This window comes from Paenibacillus polymyxa M1 (assembly GCF_000237325.1).
In the GTDB taxonomy this organism is placed as follows: Bacteria; Bacillota; Bacilli; order Paenibacillales; family Paenibacillaceae; genus Paenibacillus; species Paenibacillus polymyxa_C.
The window spans coordinates 1,403,171-1,419,902 of the sequence record NC_017542.1 but is presented as its reverse complement, the minus strand read 5'-3'; the positions used below and the strand labels follow the sequence as shown (position 1 = coordinate 1,419,902).

The 16,732-nt window shown below is 40.7% G+C and carries 17 protein-coding genes; 1 reads left to right on the top strand and 16 read right to left on the bottom strand.

Translation table 11 applies throughout. The features are described 5' to 3' along the window. Nucleotides 1–90: 90 nt before the first annotated feature. The 16 genes from PPM_RS06145 to PPM_RS06085 all read right to left on the bottom strand — a co-directional run bounded on the left by PPM_RS06145 (nucleotide 91) and on the right by PPM_RS06085 (nucleotide 14,213). Nucleotides 91–972: an AraC family transcriptional regulator gene (locus PPM_RS06145; RefSeq protein WP_043885900.1), complete on the bottom strand. Its 882-nt coding sequence runs from the start codon at nucleotides 970–972 to the stop codon at nucleotides 91–93. Nucleotides 973–1,236: 264 nt separating this feature from the next. Then, nucleotides 1,237–1,455: a LysE family translocator gene (locus PPM_RS28380; RefSeq protein ID WP_331458205.1), complete on the bottom strand. Its 219-nt coding sequence runs from the start codon at nucleotides 1,453–1,455 to the stop codon at nucleotides 1,237–1,239. A gap of 135 nt (nucleotides 1,456–1,590) precedes the next feature. Then, on the bottom strand, nucleotides 1,591–1,701 hold the full coding sequence (locus tag PPM_RS29895) for a phage terminase small subunit-related protein (protein WP_225683736.1): 111 nt from the start codon (nucleotides 1,699–1,701) through the stop codon (nucleotides 1,591–1,593). 179 nt (nucleotides 1,702–1,880) lie between these two features. Continuing rightward, nucleotides 1,881–2,660, bottom strand: coding sequence for a large adhesin (locus PPM_RS06140; RefSeq protein WP_014599544.1), 780 nt, complete (start codon nucleotides 2,658–2,660; stop codon nucleotides 1,881–1,883). Nucleotides 2,661–2,997: 337 nt separating this feature from the next. Next, entirely contained in the window at nucleotides 2,998–3,621 is a 624-nt protein-coding gene (locus PPM_RS06135) for a LysE family translocator (protein WP_013369885.1), read from the bottom strand. 442 nt (nucleotides 3,622–4,063) lie between these two features. Next, nucleotides 4,064–4,219: a chaperonin gene (locus PPM_RS28365; RefSeq protein WP_013369884.1), complete on the bottom strand. Its 156-nt coding sequence runs from the start codon at nucleotides 4,217–4,219 to the stop codon at nucleotides 4,064–4,066. 137 nt (nucleotides 4,220–4,356) lie between these two features. Beyond that, a complete protein-coding gene (locus tag PPM_RS06130) occupies nucleotides 4,357–5,436 on the bottom strand; it encodes a hypothetical protein (RefSeq protein ID WP_013369883.1) in 1,080 nt (359 codons plus the stop codon). Continuing rightward, a complete protein-coding gene (locus PPM_RS06125) occupies nucleotides 5,414–6,025 on the bottom strand; it encodes a hypothetical protein (RefSeq protein WP_043885899.1) in 612 nt (203 codons plus the stop codon). The genes PPM_RS06130 and PPM_RS06125 overlap by 23 nt, the downstream gene beginning before the upstream one ends. A 43-nt stretch (nucleotides 6,026–6,068) precedes the next feature. Then, the gene (locus tag PPM_RS06120) at nucleotides 6,069–7,313 is read right to left on the bottom strand and encodes a hypothetical protein (RefSeq protein ID WP_013369882.1); all 1,245 of its coding nucleotides are present in this window, start codon (nucleotides 7,311–7,313) and stop codon (nucleotides 6,069–6,071) included. Nucleotides 7,314–8,927: 1,614 nt separating this feature from the next. Then, on the bottom strand, nucleotides 8,928–10,556 hold the full coding sequence (gene groL / locus PPM_RS06115; RefSeq protein ID WP_013369880.1) for a chaperonin GroEL: 1,629 nt from the start codon (nucleotides 10,554–10,556) through the stop codon (nucleotides 8,928–8,930). A gap of 73 nt (nucleotides 10,557–10,629) precedes the next feature. Next, nucleotides 10,630–10,911, bottom strand: a complete 282-nt coding sequence (groES, locus tag PPM_RS06110) for a co-chaperone GroES (RefSeq protein ID WP_007429271.1) — start codon at nucleotides 10,909–10,911, stop codon at nucleotides 10,630–10,632. 291 nt (nucleotides 10,912–11,202) lie between these two features. Continuing rightward, the gene (tatC, locus tag PPM_RS06105) at nucleotides 11,203–11,970 is read right to left on the bottom strand and encodes a twin-arginine translocase subunit TatC (protein WP_013369879.1); all 768 of its coding nucleotides are present in this window, start codon (nucleotides 11,968–11,970) and stop codon (nucleotides 11,203–11,205) included. A 112-nt stretch (nucleotides 11,971–12,082) separates the two neighbouring features. Further along, nucleotides 12,083–12,334, bottom strand: coding sequence for a twin-arginine translocase TatA/TatE family subunit (locus PPM_RS06100; protein ID WP_013369878.1), 252 nt, complete (start codon nucleotides 12,332–12,334; stop codon nucleotides 12,083–12,085). A 102-nt stretch (nucleotides 12,335–12,436) separates the two neighbouring features. After that, complete coding sequence (locus tag PPM_RS06095) at nucleotides 12,437–12,919, bottom strand: MogA/MoaB family molybdenum cofactor biosynthesis protein (protein ID WP_013369877.1); 483 nt, start codon at nucleotides 12,917–12,919, stop codon at nucleotides 12,437–12,439. Nucleotides 12,920–13,032: 113 nt separating this feature from the next. Beyond that, nucleotides 13,033–13,521 carry a cyclic pyranopterin monophosphate synthase MoaC gene (moaC, locus tag PPM_RS06090; RefSeq protein WP_013369876.1) on the bottom strand — a complete coding sequence of 163 codons (489 nt, stop codon included), beginning with the start codon at nucleotides 13,519–13,521 and terminating at the stop codon, nucleotides 13,033–13,035. Nucleotides 13,522–13,559: 38 nt separating this feature from the next. Continuing rightward, entirely contained in the window at nucleotides 13,560–14,213 is a 654-nt protein-coding gene (locus tag PPM_RS06085) for a 5-formyltetrahydrofolate cyclo-ligase (RefSeq protein ID WP_013369875.1), read from the bottom strand. Nucleotides 14,214–14,482: 269 nt separating this feature from the next. Between PPM_RS06085 and PPM_RS06080 the strand changes: the two genes are divergently transcribed. Then, nucleotides 14,483–16,447 carry an ABC-F family ATP-binding cassette domain-containing protein gene (locus tag PPM_RS06080; RefSeq protein ID WP_014599542.1) on the top strand — a complete coding sequence of 655 codons (1,965 nt, stop codon included), beginning with the start codon at nucleotides 14,483–14,485 and terminating at the stop codon, nucleotides 16,445–16,447. The last annotated feature ends 285 nt before the right edge of the window (nucleotides 16,448–16,732 follow it).

Sequence of the window (16,732 nt, the reverse complement as noted above, 5' to 3'; positions counted from 1 at the left end):
CTCCCAGATCCATTGATAAAACGCTTACATTATTAATTTTAATGATTTTTTTATTTTCATCCTGCCTTTTATTAGCCTAATTCAGGTCAATTACTGACTCCTTGCTTTAGAACGCCTCTTGTGCTTTTTACGATATTGATGCGGTGTCGCTTGATAAACCTTTTTAAATACCCTGGCAAAAGACTTCTCGTTTGGAAATCCGTGTTCCAGCGCAATTTGTATAATAGAATGGTCCGTATTCATAAGAACACGGAAAGATTTCTCCAGACGGATGGCATTGATATATTGAAATAGCGTCATACCTACATGCTTTACAAAAAAACGGGACAAATATTCGGGAGACAATCCAAAAACCTGAGCTATGGAATCCAGGGATAGACTCTGATCGTAATTTTCTTTGATATAATCGGTTATCAACGTCAGTCGCTCCAAATATTTATGAGTGTTAAAGCCAGAGATCGATTCGTTGTCAATTTTAAAATGCATTAATAAAAGGTACACCAGTTTATAAGATAGCGACGTTAGATGGATATGTACCAAAGGGTCATTGTGCTGGTTGAGGTAAGCTACAAATAATGTGTTTAACAGATCACGCAGCTCCTTAAAATGCTGTAATCTCTGCTCATTGGTTTCGAAAATGGATATACAATCGAATGAAATGGGATTACTGTCCTTAGTATTTTCTCGAATAAATCCAGAAGGAATCAAAACGGTTATAGCCTCTCTACCTTTGCCCTTAGCCACAGAAAAGGAATGAATAGCATTCGAATTAATGAGCACAATATCTCCTTCTTGGGAGCTATAATTCATGCCATCTATATAGATATTGTCAATTCTCCCTGAGAGTACATAAGATATTTCGATGCTGTCGTGCCAATGCCTAGGTATGTATGCTGGTTCATTGGAGGAATGAACTATAATTTTTAATGGAAAATGATTGTCTGCCTGGACCAGCTCATATTTGTATTCCAAGTTTGTCGCTCCTCTCAGATGTGAACATAATACCTCCCTCTCTCCATAAACAAAAAAACCTAAGATAACAAAATACATAAGATCCTTGGATCTTAACATTTTGTTCCTTAGGTTTTGCCTGCGTAACAGTAACAATCCTAGTGCTATTCATTCTCATTTAACTAAGCTAAGTATATAGAGGGTTGAAATTCATGTCAACGCTTTCATGCAAGGCGTTCAACCTCCCAACAAAAAAGAACGAGCTTCTATAGCCCGTCCCTTTATTTATGATCCTGTTTTTTGAACTTTGAAGATCATATTTAAACCAAATCCAATCAGCACGAGTCCCGTGGCCTTATCGATAATATTCTGAACTTTGGGTGACATTAACCATTTTCTTATGTAATTTAACAATAATACGATTGTAGTAAACCATAAAATCGAAAGTAGAGCGTAAAGAGAACCCATCAGTAAAAACTGCAAACTGGGATTATAACCTGGTATTACACCCGCATATTTGACTACTTCAAATGCTACGGCTGACTTTATTAATATGAAAGAAAGCCATCAGCCATATTTCAATACCTAACATTCATCCTTTTGAAGCTAATGTGCAATTCGATCACTGTTGTATCCGACTCAAAAGGATGCTCCCAATAAAACTGGCGCGGATGCCATGGTAATGTGCTTCCATTTGCGGACCCGACTTTCAGGAACAGAAAGAGCAGCGGTGATATCCTTAAATCGCATCGTCCCGCTGCTCTCCAACTACATGTGTCTGACTTTGTCCCGTTCAGGACTTCTCTCTCTAGGCATTATGCATTTCACTGCCTCTATAGCTTAGGTCTCTGAATAATTAGACAAACTGACTGGATAAAAGACATAAACCTTAAGCCATTTGCTGAATAAGCTACTACTAAGTAACAATATTAAGGCGTCAACTTTAATATTGTCATAGTTGTATTAATATTATTGTGCAACTGAGCAGGAGTTGCGTTGGCATTTACCAATTGTATTGTAGTTGGAACTGTTGTAACGGTTACAATAACTTCAGCTGCGGTAGGCCCCCCACCATTACCTGAGAAAGGTAAAGGTGTTATAGGAGTTCCGTTAACAGTGAGATTGAAGTCAGCATCACCTTGGTTATGAATAGAAAATGAGATGAAGTAGCTCCCCGTTTCGTTAATTGTTATCGTTGGGGATGGAGGAGTGAAAGTAAATGCACCTCCAACATTCGCTAAAACCCCAGTAAAGGTAATTGGTGTGTTACCCGGAACTGTGTCAGTCCCCGTGCCAGGATCTGCTCGGAAAACACTTAAGAAATCTGATATCCCGACGCCAGCAGGCCCTGCTGGTCCTGCTGGCCCCGTTGCTCCCGCTGGTCCTGCTGGTCCTATTGCTCCCGCTGGTCCTGCTGGTCCTGCTGGTCCTATTGCTCCTGCCTGTCCTGCTGGTCCTACTGCTCCTGCCGGTCCCGTTACTCCTACTGGCCCTGCAGGGCCGGGAATTCCTTGAAAACCTTGTAGTCCTTGCTGACCTTGAGCACCTGGAACTCCCTGTGGACCTGGCAGTCCTTGGGGTCCCTGCGGTCCTTGAGGTCCTCTAATCCCTTTAACAATGACCTTCGGCAAAACTTTGACCTTTTTAACTGCACATCTTCTAAATTTTCTCCGATGCATTCTCTTTTGCCAACAATAATGTCGAAACATAATTAATGGTCACCTCCAAAGTCTAGTCAAATTAGCTTATTGTGCAATTAACCAAAAAGATTGGGCTGTTGACTTCATCTAGGAAAAGATAGGCATAGGCCTGTCCGTATGCTCCAACTCGTTGACCATGATCTTGTACCGTTGGTGACCGTCCACTATGTTCCCGGTGCGTTCGTTCCAAATGATCGGGGCGATGTAACCAAACCTCACAATGGACTGCTTTAGCTTCTCTTATTCAACATCGCCCGGCTAAAGGTCAACCCGTGGGTTGTATGCTTTTTCAACAAAAAAAGAACTAGCTCAACAGCTAGTCCTTAATGATTGGTTTGAAAATCTATTATTTTTGGGTAAATGCGATTTTTAATCCGATAAGTGTAAATAACGAGCCTTGAATATAATTGATTTTTTTAGAAAAGGATGGATTTCTCCGTAGAAAGGAGCCTACTTTTCCAGCAAAAATACTTATCAAAATAAAAAGCACTAAAGTTTGCATTAAAAATACTACTCCAAGAACTAGCATTTGAGTAGAAACATTACCACTTCCTTGGTTTACGAACTGAGGGAGAAAAGCCAAGAAAAAAAGTGATATTTTGGGATTCAATACATTCATGATAACACCTTTTTTATACAATGATTTGTAATTTAAGGTATCTCCACTCTTAAGTTCAAAACTCGTATCTTTTGCTCTAAATGACTTATACGCCAAAAATAATAGATAAGCTGCTCCAGCGTATTTGATTACTGCAAACGCCAAGGAAGATTGATAAATTATTGCCGCGAGGCCGAAGGTTGCTGCAAAAATATGAACCAACAATCCCGTGCAAAGGCCTAAAGTAGTAAATATCCCTGCATTCCTACCTTTTGCTATGCTCTGTGTCAGTGTGAACACGTTGTCGGGGCCCGGCATAATGGTGAGAACAATTGCTGCTCCCAAAAAAGCTAATATAGTTTGAAGCTCCACAAAACTTCCCCCTTTGGATAATTTGAATATATACTACACCACAATAAAGGGATCTGACAATTGAGTTGATCGCAAAAGGACGCGCCCATTGTTGTATTCTCTGGATTCGGGTTGGAGTCATTACAATGCATACATATTCGTGCCCTGGGCTTTTCTTCATGAATTTGTTCCTATTCACATATTAAAGAAAATCAAAAAGGCCGACACATTGGTCAACCTCTGCATACCAGAAAACCTATTTTCTTTTTAATTTTCACCTGTGCGAGTTATCAATCAACCAGTATGTTAGAAACTATTAGAGCAAATGATCTAACGTAAACTGCCGAATTACATAAACTCTGCTGCAAGCTGCTTGAGCACTCATGGTGTAGCAATGGTATAAAAAAGGGCTCCCTCTCGGGAGCCCTTTAAATAGCGGGATTACAGGTTTTTGAGGCCCTTATTACATCATGCCGCCCATTCCGCCCATGTCAGGCATTGCAGCCTTTTCTGGTTCTGGCTTGTCAGCGATAACTGCTTCAGTAGTCAGGAACATAGCCGCTACGGAAGCTGCGTTTTTCAATGCATAACGAGTTACTTTCGCAGGGTCCCATGACACTTACTCCATATTAATATTATTTCCAGATAAATGTCGCAAAATTTGTCTTTTGCAACATTAACGATTTTTTAAAATTTTCAGTAGATGCGATTTTTTTATGGTATGAGTCATTTAAATAATGTAATAGCACTAATCCATCAAAAACCGTTCTCCACCTGACAAGAATGAAACGAATTATTAATTATAGTAATTAAACCTTGATCAATATCACGTGCTATCAGATGGCTTATTGAACGTTCTATTTGACTATTTTTTTTGCTTGAGGTTACTTGAAATGAAAGACTCATTCTCCCTAACAAGGAATTATCGAAAGCACTATAAACTTTGATCTCAGCAGATGCATTCTCATCAATTAAATTATAAATAGAATCACTCATGTTGTTTATTACTGTTATATGCTGTCTCTTTCCAAAAGAAGACTGTAGTTCATAATAACCAAAACAGCGAAGTAAGAGCCGCTTATTAATATCATAAATTTTTATTACATATTTATAGTTGCTTATTGGAAGAGGAAACACCAAATTCATTTCGTAATTGTTTTGTGGTTCTGGATTTGAATACAATTCTACAATAGGTAATGCCTTTTGAATAATCTCATCCATATCCACGTCTTGGGTCACAAGAAAATTCATATCAAGTAATTGATTTGGTTTGGGCAAATATCCTTTACCTAAAGGGTCTTTATTGTTTTTGATTCTATTCAAATAAAAAACTAGAAAGGTCAAAAGGAAACTAAAAATCAACCACATTATAAAAAGAAAAATATTAGTAATATTATTGAAGTTAAAGGAAATAGGAAAAATATTATTAACTATTTCAAGACTAATTAACCAAATAATAATTGATAAATTGGATGTAACAAGTATAACCCAATAAATTGAATTTAATGTTAATCCTTTAGATACATACTGTTGATAATCAATTAGAGTTGTTTGATAATTTTCAAACTCTAATCCGTAAGGTTTATAAATTTGTTTTAATGATGAAGACGCATTAATTAATTTGTTGTCATAAACAAACCCAACAAAAATTGACAAGAATGATATAATTGAAACCACTCCTGAAAACAGCCAACTGATTAGTTCAATTGTATCTCTGGAGTTTGGAGGATAGTTCATCCCACAAATCCCCTTAAAAATATAAATTGAGATAAACACTAAAGAAACAAAATAAAGAAAAATAGAATACCATCTTTTAAGAAATACACGAACTAACATACTCAAGGACTCCTACTATATCTGATATGGTTGTAGTATCATTAAATGAGAGCGATGAATTTATATCTACACTAAAATACGCTTTATTTAACTCGTCATATAGGCTGATAGTTTGAGGATTTTCTTCATTTATGATTTTTAAAAACTCATTCTTAGATAGCCCAATAGCATCTATTGATACCCATTTTTCCAAGTTATCTTTAACTCTTACAAACTGAATATTTATAACTTTAAGTTTATAATTATTCGACGACAATTTATTAATAATTTTAGGATATAAGTCAACCTTCTTAAATTTCACTGAAAACAATCTTTTTAATCTTGACTCCACATATGAAATATTGCTTTCAGAATTACCAAACAAGAAAATAGTTAGTTGGTTTTTAAAATATATCATTGAGACAGACTTAGTGGATTTACTAATCAATTTTTCTTTATATTTTATTGGGTCAACCCAATTATATTGATGAATTTGATAGTTAGTACAATCAGATAACATCTCTATTTTCTCAAAGTTACTTACTGTTATTGAGTCTACTTTTATCGCTCTATCAATTGAATATCCAATGCAGTCTCTTTCTAGAATCATAATGTATTTTCACCTACCAATCAGTTATTAGTGATAAGTCATTTTACTCTGATTCGAGCCACGAAGTAAGTAGTTGAATCAGTGAATCCTTCTCTGTAACGTCTAAATTTTCAAGTAAGACCTTGCTACTTTCAATCATGAGTGACAAGGCTTCTTTGGATAAGTCATTCTTTTCAGTGTATTCTAATAAGTATCCCAACTGTGATATACTCGAAACTAAATTTTCTCGTAGTGTATCTTGAAATAGTTTTTCTTTATTCATAAATCGTTCGTATATTTTTTCGAGTAATTTACTTATTTCTTTATAATTAACAATACCTTGTTCACACATGAGGATGTATTCTTCTTGAATATGCCTCATAATTTGTTCTTTGAGATTTTCATCTGAGATATCAAGAACAACTATTTTAAGCAAATCGCTTCCCTTTAACTCGAAATTACACGAAAAAGTTCGTGCGCCTTGTACCATTGATGTCTTAAATTGAATGATGTCTCTCCCTAAAACTACATATTCGCATGCTAAATAAGAATTCAAAATATTTTTACCATTTATTGTAACCTCCTTTATGTCGTCACTAGCTATTTTAAATTTAATATGGGAAAAACTGGACTCAATCCCTTTGTTTTTGAGTCTATTAAAAACAAAATCTAAAAAGAGAGCGGTCAAATAACTTGCATTTTGTTCCCACGAAAGAGTGGTGTTTGAAGCTTTTATTCTATATGTTTGAATTGGTAATTTTAGAACCATACCAATAAATGTTTCAATGATACTATGAGTTTCATCGTCACCTGCGAAAATTGTAAGAATATTTTTTTCTAAATCAATATCAATACTTGATTTATAAACAGCAGATAAACTTTCTATATTTAGTTCACCATTTCTCCACGATTCTTCGTACTTTTTTAATATATAATCGATTTTTAATCTCCCACCAGTTGTATTAGCCATTTTTGTTGAAATGGTATAAATATCTCCAATAGGATGTACTTTATACTCAAAACTTCCAGAAAGTTCTTCAGGAGTCTTCCCTACAAAGAAATCTTTATTGGCTAATTTATGAGTAAACGCTGGCAATCCTTTTGTCTTTACATGAACCGCCATTTCAACTAAATCTACAACCTCTTCCTCACTTACGATTGACTCTAATTCCATAAAATACGGATACAACTCTCTTTTACTCTTGATTTTTTTATCAGTAGGAAATACCCCTTTTTCTTTCATAAGTTTTTCCACATTTTCTCTATTTACTTTTCGAAAAAACTTTCTAAGTGCTCCGTTGACGTTCATCCTGTATTCCTCCAGAACTTTTAGGTTAGGACAACTCTATTTTGCATTTTGAAGTTGTCCTGTATTTAATTTATGCTCTAAATTTGATGCCACTTTGGACAAGAGACAGAAATGGTTATAATGACCTATTATATATCCTAGCATATTCCAATTGAATTAAGGTAACAATTTTGGCGAAACGACGTATGAAAGATCCTATGTTCGTTGATCTAACGATGTAGATTGCATTTGGCAGTGCGTTTCTACTCGCTTTCAACGTCACTTCAGTAAGTACAGAACGTCCATTGGTGGTATGTAGCTGAATCCAGTGCTGGTTTTCATCATTGTTCTCGCAGCGAATATTGGCATATGCAACTACTACGTCCAAGAGAAGCACGAATTCATGGCAGTACACCATAGTCCTTCAGATTCTGAAAAAAGATGAATCAGCATCTTATTGACAAAAGCTAGCCAGTCTAGTTGGAAAAGAAATACGAATAAAATTTATGAATAGTAGCACTCATTAGAAAAGTTAAAAAAACTATGATAGAGTGGCTATGGGACGTTCAGTATGTTACAGCAAAAAGATTTTAAACTTAATATATTTATGGGTTCTTCTCGGAGCAAACTTTCCACTTCGTAGTTGCTTATACTCTAAAATTGAAATATTCCCTGTAGAGAATGGCAAAGTTAATGATTTGCCGAGATTTTACCATATATCATAATAAAAAAGGAAAGATTGAGAAAATAGAATTTTAATAATATTTACTTACAAAGGAGGTTTATAGTGTTGGATAATGATCTGAAAAAGTGGTTTCGAAAGAATTAAATATAGCTAGACGCCCTATTCGTGCTTCTACTGATATTTCTGCCACAGGTGTAGAGAGTAGTCGTTTTATTTAAAGCATTGGATTCACCCCAAGTTGACTCAAGAACTTTCTCCGCGGACATTCCGATACTAGGATCAAAAGACTTCACTTCTCAATAAATTTTCGAGTTGCCTCAGCTTCTTCCGCTCTATTTTCAGCAATTCTTTTATTTTATAATGAGATGACTAATAATTGTAGTTTCTCATGTCAATGACGTTCTTAAAATGGAGATATAATGCACTGTCTGATAATGTATCAAAGCCTTCCTGTAATGAGAGTCAATCATACATGAAGTCGTAAGATAGATATAACTTTATATCATTATTTGCCGTAGGCAGTTCTGCAACTTGAGAATATTCTTGAACTCTATTAAAGAAAAATGCTCTTTCTTCAATAATTCCTTTGCTACAAATTACTTTCTTTTCAATATTGTTAGTATTAGATGCATCTTGAATAATATTGTAATTGTATTTTTTTCAGAAGTATTCATATTACTGCTACAAGCTGTTAACAACACAATCAAAAACATAAACATCATTTATACAAAGTATCGCCCGTTTTAGATATTAATCCAGTTGAACTACTTAGAGTTGAAAGAAAAATCTTGATAAACAAATTACAACAACAAAAAGACCACTCCTTAATGAGATTATTAAGAAGTGGTCTTTTTATCATTTATAATTCATAACGTGACTGCTTCACAAATTAACGTCTAAATTAGACAGTAATCTGCTCTGCTGGGCACATAATGCTGGGCTTAAAAGCCTTACATCATGCCGCCCATTCCGCCCATGCCGCCCATGTCAGGCATTGCTGCCTTTTCTGGTTCTGGCTTGTCAGCGATCACTGCTTCAGTAGTCAGGAACATAGCCGCTACGGAAGCTGCGTTTTGCAATGCATAACGAGTTACTTTCGCAGGGTCTACGATACCAGCTTCAATCATATTTACCCAGTCGCCAGTAGCTGCGTTAAAGCCTACGCCAACTTCTTCGCGTTTCAGACGCTCAACAATAACAGAGCCTTCTTCACCTGCGTTAGCAGCGATGGTACGGATTGGAGCTTCCAGAGCACGCAACACAATGTTTACGCCTGTTTGCTCGTCGCCTTGCAGTTCAACAGCTGCAACTGCTTTGTATACGTTCAGGAGCGCTACACCACCACCGGATACGATACCTTCTTCAACCGCAGCACGGGTTGCGTTCAGGGCATCTTCGATGCGCAGTTTGCGTTCTTTCAATTCTGTTTCAGTAGCCGCACCGACTTTGATTACTGCTACGCCGCCAGACAATTTAGCCAGACGCTCTTGCAGTTTCTCTTTGTCGAACTCGGAAGTAGTTTCTTCCAGTTGCGTACGGATTTGGCTAACACGAGCGTCGATGTCGGCTTTGTTTCCAGCACCGTCAACCACAATCGTGTTTTCTTTTGTAATACGCACTTGACGTGCTGTACCCAGTTGGTCCACGGAAGCTGTTTTCAGGTCCAGACCCAGTTCTTCTGTGATTACTTGACCGCCTGTCAGGGCAGCGATATCTTGCAGCATTGCTTTACGACGGTCACCAAAGCCTGGAGCTTTAACAGCTACAGCGTTGAATGTACCACGCAGTTTGTTGACAACGAGCATAGCCAGCGCTTCGCCTTCGATGTCTTCAGCGATCAGAACTAGTGGCTTGCCTTGTTGTACGATTTTTTCAAGCAATGGCAAGATTTCTTGTGTGTTTGTGATTTTTTTGTCAGTGATCAAGATATACGGATTGTCCAGAACAGCTTCCATTTTGTCCGTATCTGTAATCATGTACGGAGAAATGTAGCCACGGTCAAACTGCATACCTTCAACTACTTCCAGTTCTGTTGCAAAACCGCGGGATTCTTCAACTGTGATTACACCGTCTTTGCCCACTTTTTCCATAGCTTCAGCGATCAATTCGCCTACTTCATCATCAGCAGCGGAAATACCAGCTACTTGAGCAATGGATTGTTTGCTTTCGATTGGTTTGGAGATAGCTTGCAGTTCAGCAACAGCTGCTTTAACTGCTTTGTCGATCCCTTTACGGATACCGATTGGGCTTGCGCCAGCAGTTACGTTTTTCAAACCTTCAGTGATGAGGGCTTGAGCCAAAACAGTAGCCGTAGTAGTACCGTCACCAGCTACATCGTTCGTTTTGGTTGCTACTTCTTTAACCAGTTGAGCGCCCATGTTTTCGAACGCGTCTTCCAGCTCGATTTCTTTTGCAATCGTTACACCGTCATTAGTGATGAGCGGGCTACCGAATTTTTTCTCCAGTACAACGTTACGGCCTTTCGGTCCGAGTGTTACTTTAACAGCGTTAGCCAATGCATCTACCCCGCGCAGCATGGAGCGGCGAGCGTCTTCACTGAATTTAATGTCTTTAGCCATTTGTGATAAACCTCCCTATGGATTATGAATGATTTGTTTCAATTCCTATATTTAGGTCTTGTCCGGGTTCCGGTTAACCGATGATCGCGTGGATATCGCTTTCTTTCATAATCAAATATTCTTTACCTTCATATTTGATTTCCGTTCCAGCGTATTTGGAGAAAATGACACGGTCGCCTTCTTTTACTTCCAGAGGAATACGGGCACCGTCTTTCAATGCGCCTGCGCCAACCGCGATAATTTTGCCTTCTTGCGGCTTTTCCTTGGCAGAGTCAGGAAGTACGATTCCGAAGGAAGTCGTTGTTTCTTGCTCAATTGCTTCCACCAATACGCGTTCACCCAAAGGTTTGATCATGAAAAAATAGCCTCCTTATTAAGTGTTTTATCCTGTAATTTGGTTGTTATGTTGTATGTATTAGCACTCAACAGTGGTCAGTGCTAACAACCAACTTTATGATACTCAACTTGAGATTGAATTTCAAGTCCCTAATGTATTTTTTATGGGAATTTTTATGGGTAACCATTCTCGATTATATCCACCTATCTTAAAAATAACCGTTAACTCAAGGCTAATGGTTATTTTTAAGACAGCTATACTGATCAATTTTAGAGAAATTCGTTGTTGAGCCATTCAGGTCCTGTCTTATTATTCCGCAGCTACACGCAATTGGGCCTCCCGTTCCTCCTGTGCACGCAATTGCTTGCGATACACGACTGATGACAAATATACACTCGCTTCATACAGCACCAGCAACGGAATCGCCACCAAAAAATCGGATATAAAATCCGGCGGAGTGATAACAACGGCAACAAAAACAAGCAGGAAATAAGAAATCTTCCGCCATTTGCGAAGCCTCATCGGGGTTAATACACGAATCCCTGTCAGAAACATGATCAGCAGGGGGAGTTCAAACAGCAACGCTACAGGCAACACAATATTAAACATAAAGGTGAAATATTGCGCAATACCGTACGTTTCCTGCAATCCCATACTTTTGGTGACGGACGATGTAAACTGAATCGCCATCGGGAAAATAATGAAATAAGCAAAAGCTGCGCCAATCATAAACAAAAGCAGCACATAAGGCACATATCGCAAGGTTGCGCTCCGTTCTTGCGGCCTTAATCCCGGGCTGACAAACTTCCACAATTGGTAGCATGCAAACGGTAACGCCACTGCAATCCCAATGATCATGGCGATCTTCATGTAGATGCCGATTCCGTCCCAAAAGGAAAATGCATTTAACTGAAAAGCTTTCGCCGAACCGGAGCGAATAAGCCAGTTATAGACAGAACCCGCCGCGAACAATCCACCAGCCAGTGCCAATACAAATACAATCAGCACATAAATTATTCGTCGGCGGAGCTCACCCAGATGTTCCATTAGCGGCATTTCATGCTCTGATGGGGTCAAGTCCTTTCCTCCTTTCTGAACGGAACGCAGCAGCGCCTCCTAAAAAATAAAGCCCTTCACTAAAGAAGAGGCTCATGTTCATTATACAAGCAGCAAAAATAAATAACTAAATCTATGACAAGCGTTTATCCTCAGGCTGAGGTTGAACTTCTGAAGACGTTGTCTGTGATGCTTGGACCACACTATCTTTGCTTTCTTTCCGCCCAGTCCGTTCATCTTCAGATAAAATATCGCGTGCCCCGTTTTTAAATTCACGGAATGTACGCCCTACAGCTCGGCCCAGCTCAGGCAGCTTGTTCGGACCAAATAGCAGCAGCGCCAGAATAATTAACAAAATATAACCCGGTGCTCCAATATTGGGCATGTGTAGTAATCCTCCTTATGTTGACGGACAAAATGAGACCCTCTGTCCGTATACGGCCTTATAAATTCTTACAGGTATCATACCACACACACGGGCTGCCTTCTACCGAAACTGACCTGTCACCATAAGCAATGCTTCCGGGAGTTGATCCATAATCGCTGCCAAATTTTCATGCACGCCTTTGGGCGTTCCTGGTAAATTGACAATCAACGTACGTCCACGTATCCCCACGATTCCACGAAAAAGCATGGCCGCCGGATTTTTCTGCATCACGATCATTCTCATGGCTTCCGCCATACCTGGCACTTCCCGTTCCACGACCCGTCTGGTCGCCTCAGGTGTCACATCACGGATCGCCAGTTCGGTTCCGCCTGTAGTAAGCACCAAGTCTGCATGAAAATAATCGGTCATTTCGATTAAAGCCGCAATAATCTCATCCGGTTCATCGGGAACGATCCGGTATTCCACAATCTCTCCGCCCAGTTCTTCTTCGACGAGTTCCCGGATGACCTGTGCGCTTGTATCCTCACGCTCTCCCCTTGCCCCTTTATCACTGGCTGTTAGGATCGCCGTTTTCCACACCATAAGATCACCCTTCTCCTATCATGAAAGAATACTTTCTCTTCTGAAAATCAGAAACAGCCACGCTGCATCCTCCATCACATCACAGTACCCTCTCGGCGACAATGTTGTCTATGTCAAGGTTTCTGGTGGTCCTCCCTTTGAAAATCACCATGCTTGCCACCCGTTTTGGATTGCAGCATGGTAGGGCCGATGATCATATCTTTTTGCAGCGCCTTGCACATATCATACACGGTTAACGCTGCGGCTGAAGCCGCTGTCAAAGCTTCCATTTCTACACCTGTCTTACCCTCGGTCTTCACTTCAACTTCAATATGAAGCACATCATGTCCATTATCGGAAAAAGTAATGTTCACGCCTGTCAGCGCCAGCGGATGACACATCGGTATCCAGTCTGACGTTTTTTTCGCACCTTGAATCCCTGCGACCTGAGCTACAGCAAGTACATCACCCTTGCCGATTCTTCCTTCTTTTACAGCCGTCAATGTAGCCGGGTTCATCGTAATCTGAGTCACGGCGACTGCTGTACGAACCGTAGACGTTTTGCCCGAAATATCTACCATACGAGCCCGTCCCTGTTCGTTAAAATGAGTAAAGGAATCCATGACTCCCTCACAGCTCCTTTCACATACCCAACTTTACTTCATTCATCTTTTGTGGATTTTGCATGATTACAATCTAAGCGTCCTTCCGGTGTAAACAGCACGTCCACTCGCAAATCTCCCGGCTCCATGGGTACTTGTGCCAACAATTGTCCCGGCAACAGCAGCGAGACATAAAGCGGACCTACGGAACCATTATTACGCTTCACTGCCTCTACCTGTGCGGTAAAGCGATCATAGTAGCCTCCGCCATAGCCGATCCTGCCTCCACGACGATCAAAGGCCAAGCCGGGCACAACAACCCAGTCGATTCCCGTCCACATTTCAGGCAACCATTCCTTGCATGTCAATGCAGGCTCAGGAATGTTCCATACGCCGGGTACCATATTTCCATACTGATCCATCTCCCTCAGCTCCATGGTTCGGGTTACCGAATCCACTCTCGGGGCCAGGACACGATCTCCCTGTGACCAACAATGCTCAATGAGGGGAGTCGTAGAAATCTCGCTGCCAAAAGAGAGATAACTAAATAAGGTTAGCTTATCCCCGTTTCTGTCTATTCTAAGCTGCTCCCATGCCTCGATTGCATGCCGACAGGCCACAGCCGATGCCTTCTGCCTTGTCAGCGGGTCCATGGAGTCACGCGCTTCCCGTTGCTGTACACGCAGCGCGTTCTTCACATTACAGACATCCACACATCCGCCCTCCCGCACAATCGTCGATAATCATCAACACGTTACAATTGTCCCATTTGTCAGTAAGTGCTGTACGTTGCAAGTTTTTTTCATTCTTTTTCACTTCTCGTTTAAGTTTATCATTGTTTATACAAATTGACTACACGCGGCTCAAGGGTTTAGGGGGTGAAAGCAGTGCAATAGTGGGTAATTTCATGTAAACTGGAAGGAAGGTACCTGCGAAAAAGGCAGGAAGAACTGTGCAAAATGTAATGGAGGAACGATACGCTATGCTATTGCAAGTAACCGGAATTACTAAATCCTATGGAATTGAGCCCGTTCTGGACGGGATTAACCTTCAAATATTGGAACGTGAACGTATTGGACTGGTAGGTGTGAACGGTGCAGGCAAATCGACCCTGCTCAAAATCATTGCTGGTGAAATATCCTATGACAGTGGACAAATCTTTAAAGCAAAGGAAACCAGCATCGGTTATTTGGCGCAAAACAGCGGTTTGGATTCTGATCGTTCGATCTGGGATGAGATGATGCTGGTGTTCGAACCACTGATTGCAGCAGAAAGGGAACTTCGGCAGATGGAGCAGGAAATCGCTGATCCGGCCAATGCGCACAACGAAAAGCGTTATGCCGATCTGCTTGAACGCTATGCACGACGCTCAGACTGGTTCAAGGATCACGGCGGTTATGAAATGGAGACCCGTGTTCGCAGCGTGCTACACGGCATGGGCTTTGGTTCATTTGCACCCGAGACGCCTGTAGTCACGCTGAGCGGAGGTCAAAAAACCAGGCTTGCGCTAGCACGCATCCTACTGCTCGCTCCAGATGTCCTTATGCTCGATGAGCCTACCAACTATCTGGATATTCAGACATTGACCTGGCTGGAAGACTATTTGCGTGGCTACTCCGGCTCCCTGCTGGTCGTATCACATGACCGATATTTTCTGGATCGACTGGTGACCACGATTGTTGAAATCGAACGCCATCGCTCCACTCGCTATACAGGCAATTACAGCCGCTATATGGAACTAAAGGCTGCCGAGTACGAAACAAACCTCAAGCATTACGAAAAGCAGCAAGAGGAGATCGCACGGATGGAGGCATTTATACAACGCAACATCGTGCGAGCCTCTACAACCAAACGTGCCCAAAGCCGCCGCAAGCAGCTAGATAAAATGGATCGTATGGATCGACCTATGGGCGATTTGAAAAAAGCCCACTTTTCTTTTGAAACCGCCTATATGTCGGGTAAGGAAGTATTAGAGGTGCGCGACCTTTCCGTAGCGTATGAGGGGAAAAAGCCTTTATTTCAGCATGCCTCCTTTGACTTAAAACGAGGAGATACGGTGGCACTGATTGGTCCGAACGGGATCGGAAAATCGACTTTACTCAAATGCTTGACCGGCTCACTTAAACCTGCTGCTGGGTCCATCCACTGGGGTACGAAGATCAAAATCGGTCTGTATGACCAGGAGCAGACAAACCTGAACCCCGCCAATACCGTACTGGAGGAGTTATGGAGCGAGTACCCTCATATGGAAGAAGCACGGATTCGGACAGTGCTGGGTAATTTCCTATTTAGCGGTGACGATGTACTGAAAAAGGTAGCTTCATTAAGCGGAGGAGAAAAAGCCCGCGTATCACTGGCCAAGCTAATGCTGCGTGAAGCCAACGTATTAATTCTCGATGAGCCTACCAACCATCTGGATCTGTTTAGCAAGGAAGTGCTGGAAGCGGCTCTGATGGACTATGACGGTACACTGTTGTTCATCTCCCATGACCGTTATTTCCTTAACAAAATGGCTGAACGTGTCATCGAGCTTCATCCTGAAGGGATAGAACATTTCCTGGGGAATTATGATGACTATGTAGCTAAAAAACAAGAGTTGGAGGAAATCGCACAGGAAGCTCTCGAGGCAAGTCAGTCCACTCGTGGCAAAACATCGTCTACCTCTGCATCTGTAACAGACGAGACCACTCCCAAATCACGCGCAGCCACCTATGCGGCAGACAAACAAGCCAAAAGCGAGGAACGCAGCCGTCAACGCAAGCTGGAGGCATTGGAAAACAAGATCAAAACGCTGGAAGAACAAATTGTAGGGTTGGAAGAACAAATGACCCTGCCTGAGATTTATCAGGATTACACAGCACTTCAAAATATTCAGGCACAACTCGACACCCATAAACAGGAATTGACTGAAACCTATGCATCCTGGGAGGAACTGCTTGAGGCATAAAAGCTGCTGCATAAAATCTTAGCCATAAAAATTTCACATTTCCCTCTTCTATTTTTTGTACACAAGAATATCCACAGATTTTGTGCATGGACGATATTGGAAAATGGCCTTTTAGGCCATTTTTTTATTGATAAACCGCCAACTTCAAATGAAAACCAAATTTATCCACCATTTTATCCACATTATCCACAAATTTCACAATCACTATAGCTATGATATATCCCCCATTCAGCTATCCGCTAAAAGTCTTAGCCCGCTTGCTTTGAGCCTATTTATCCACATTTT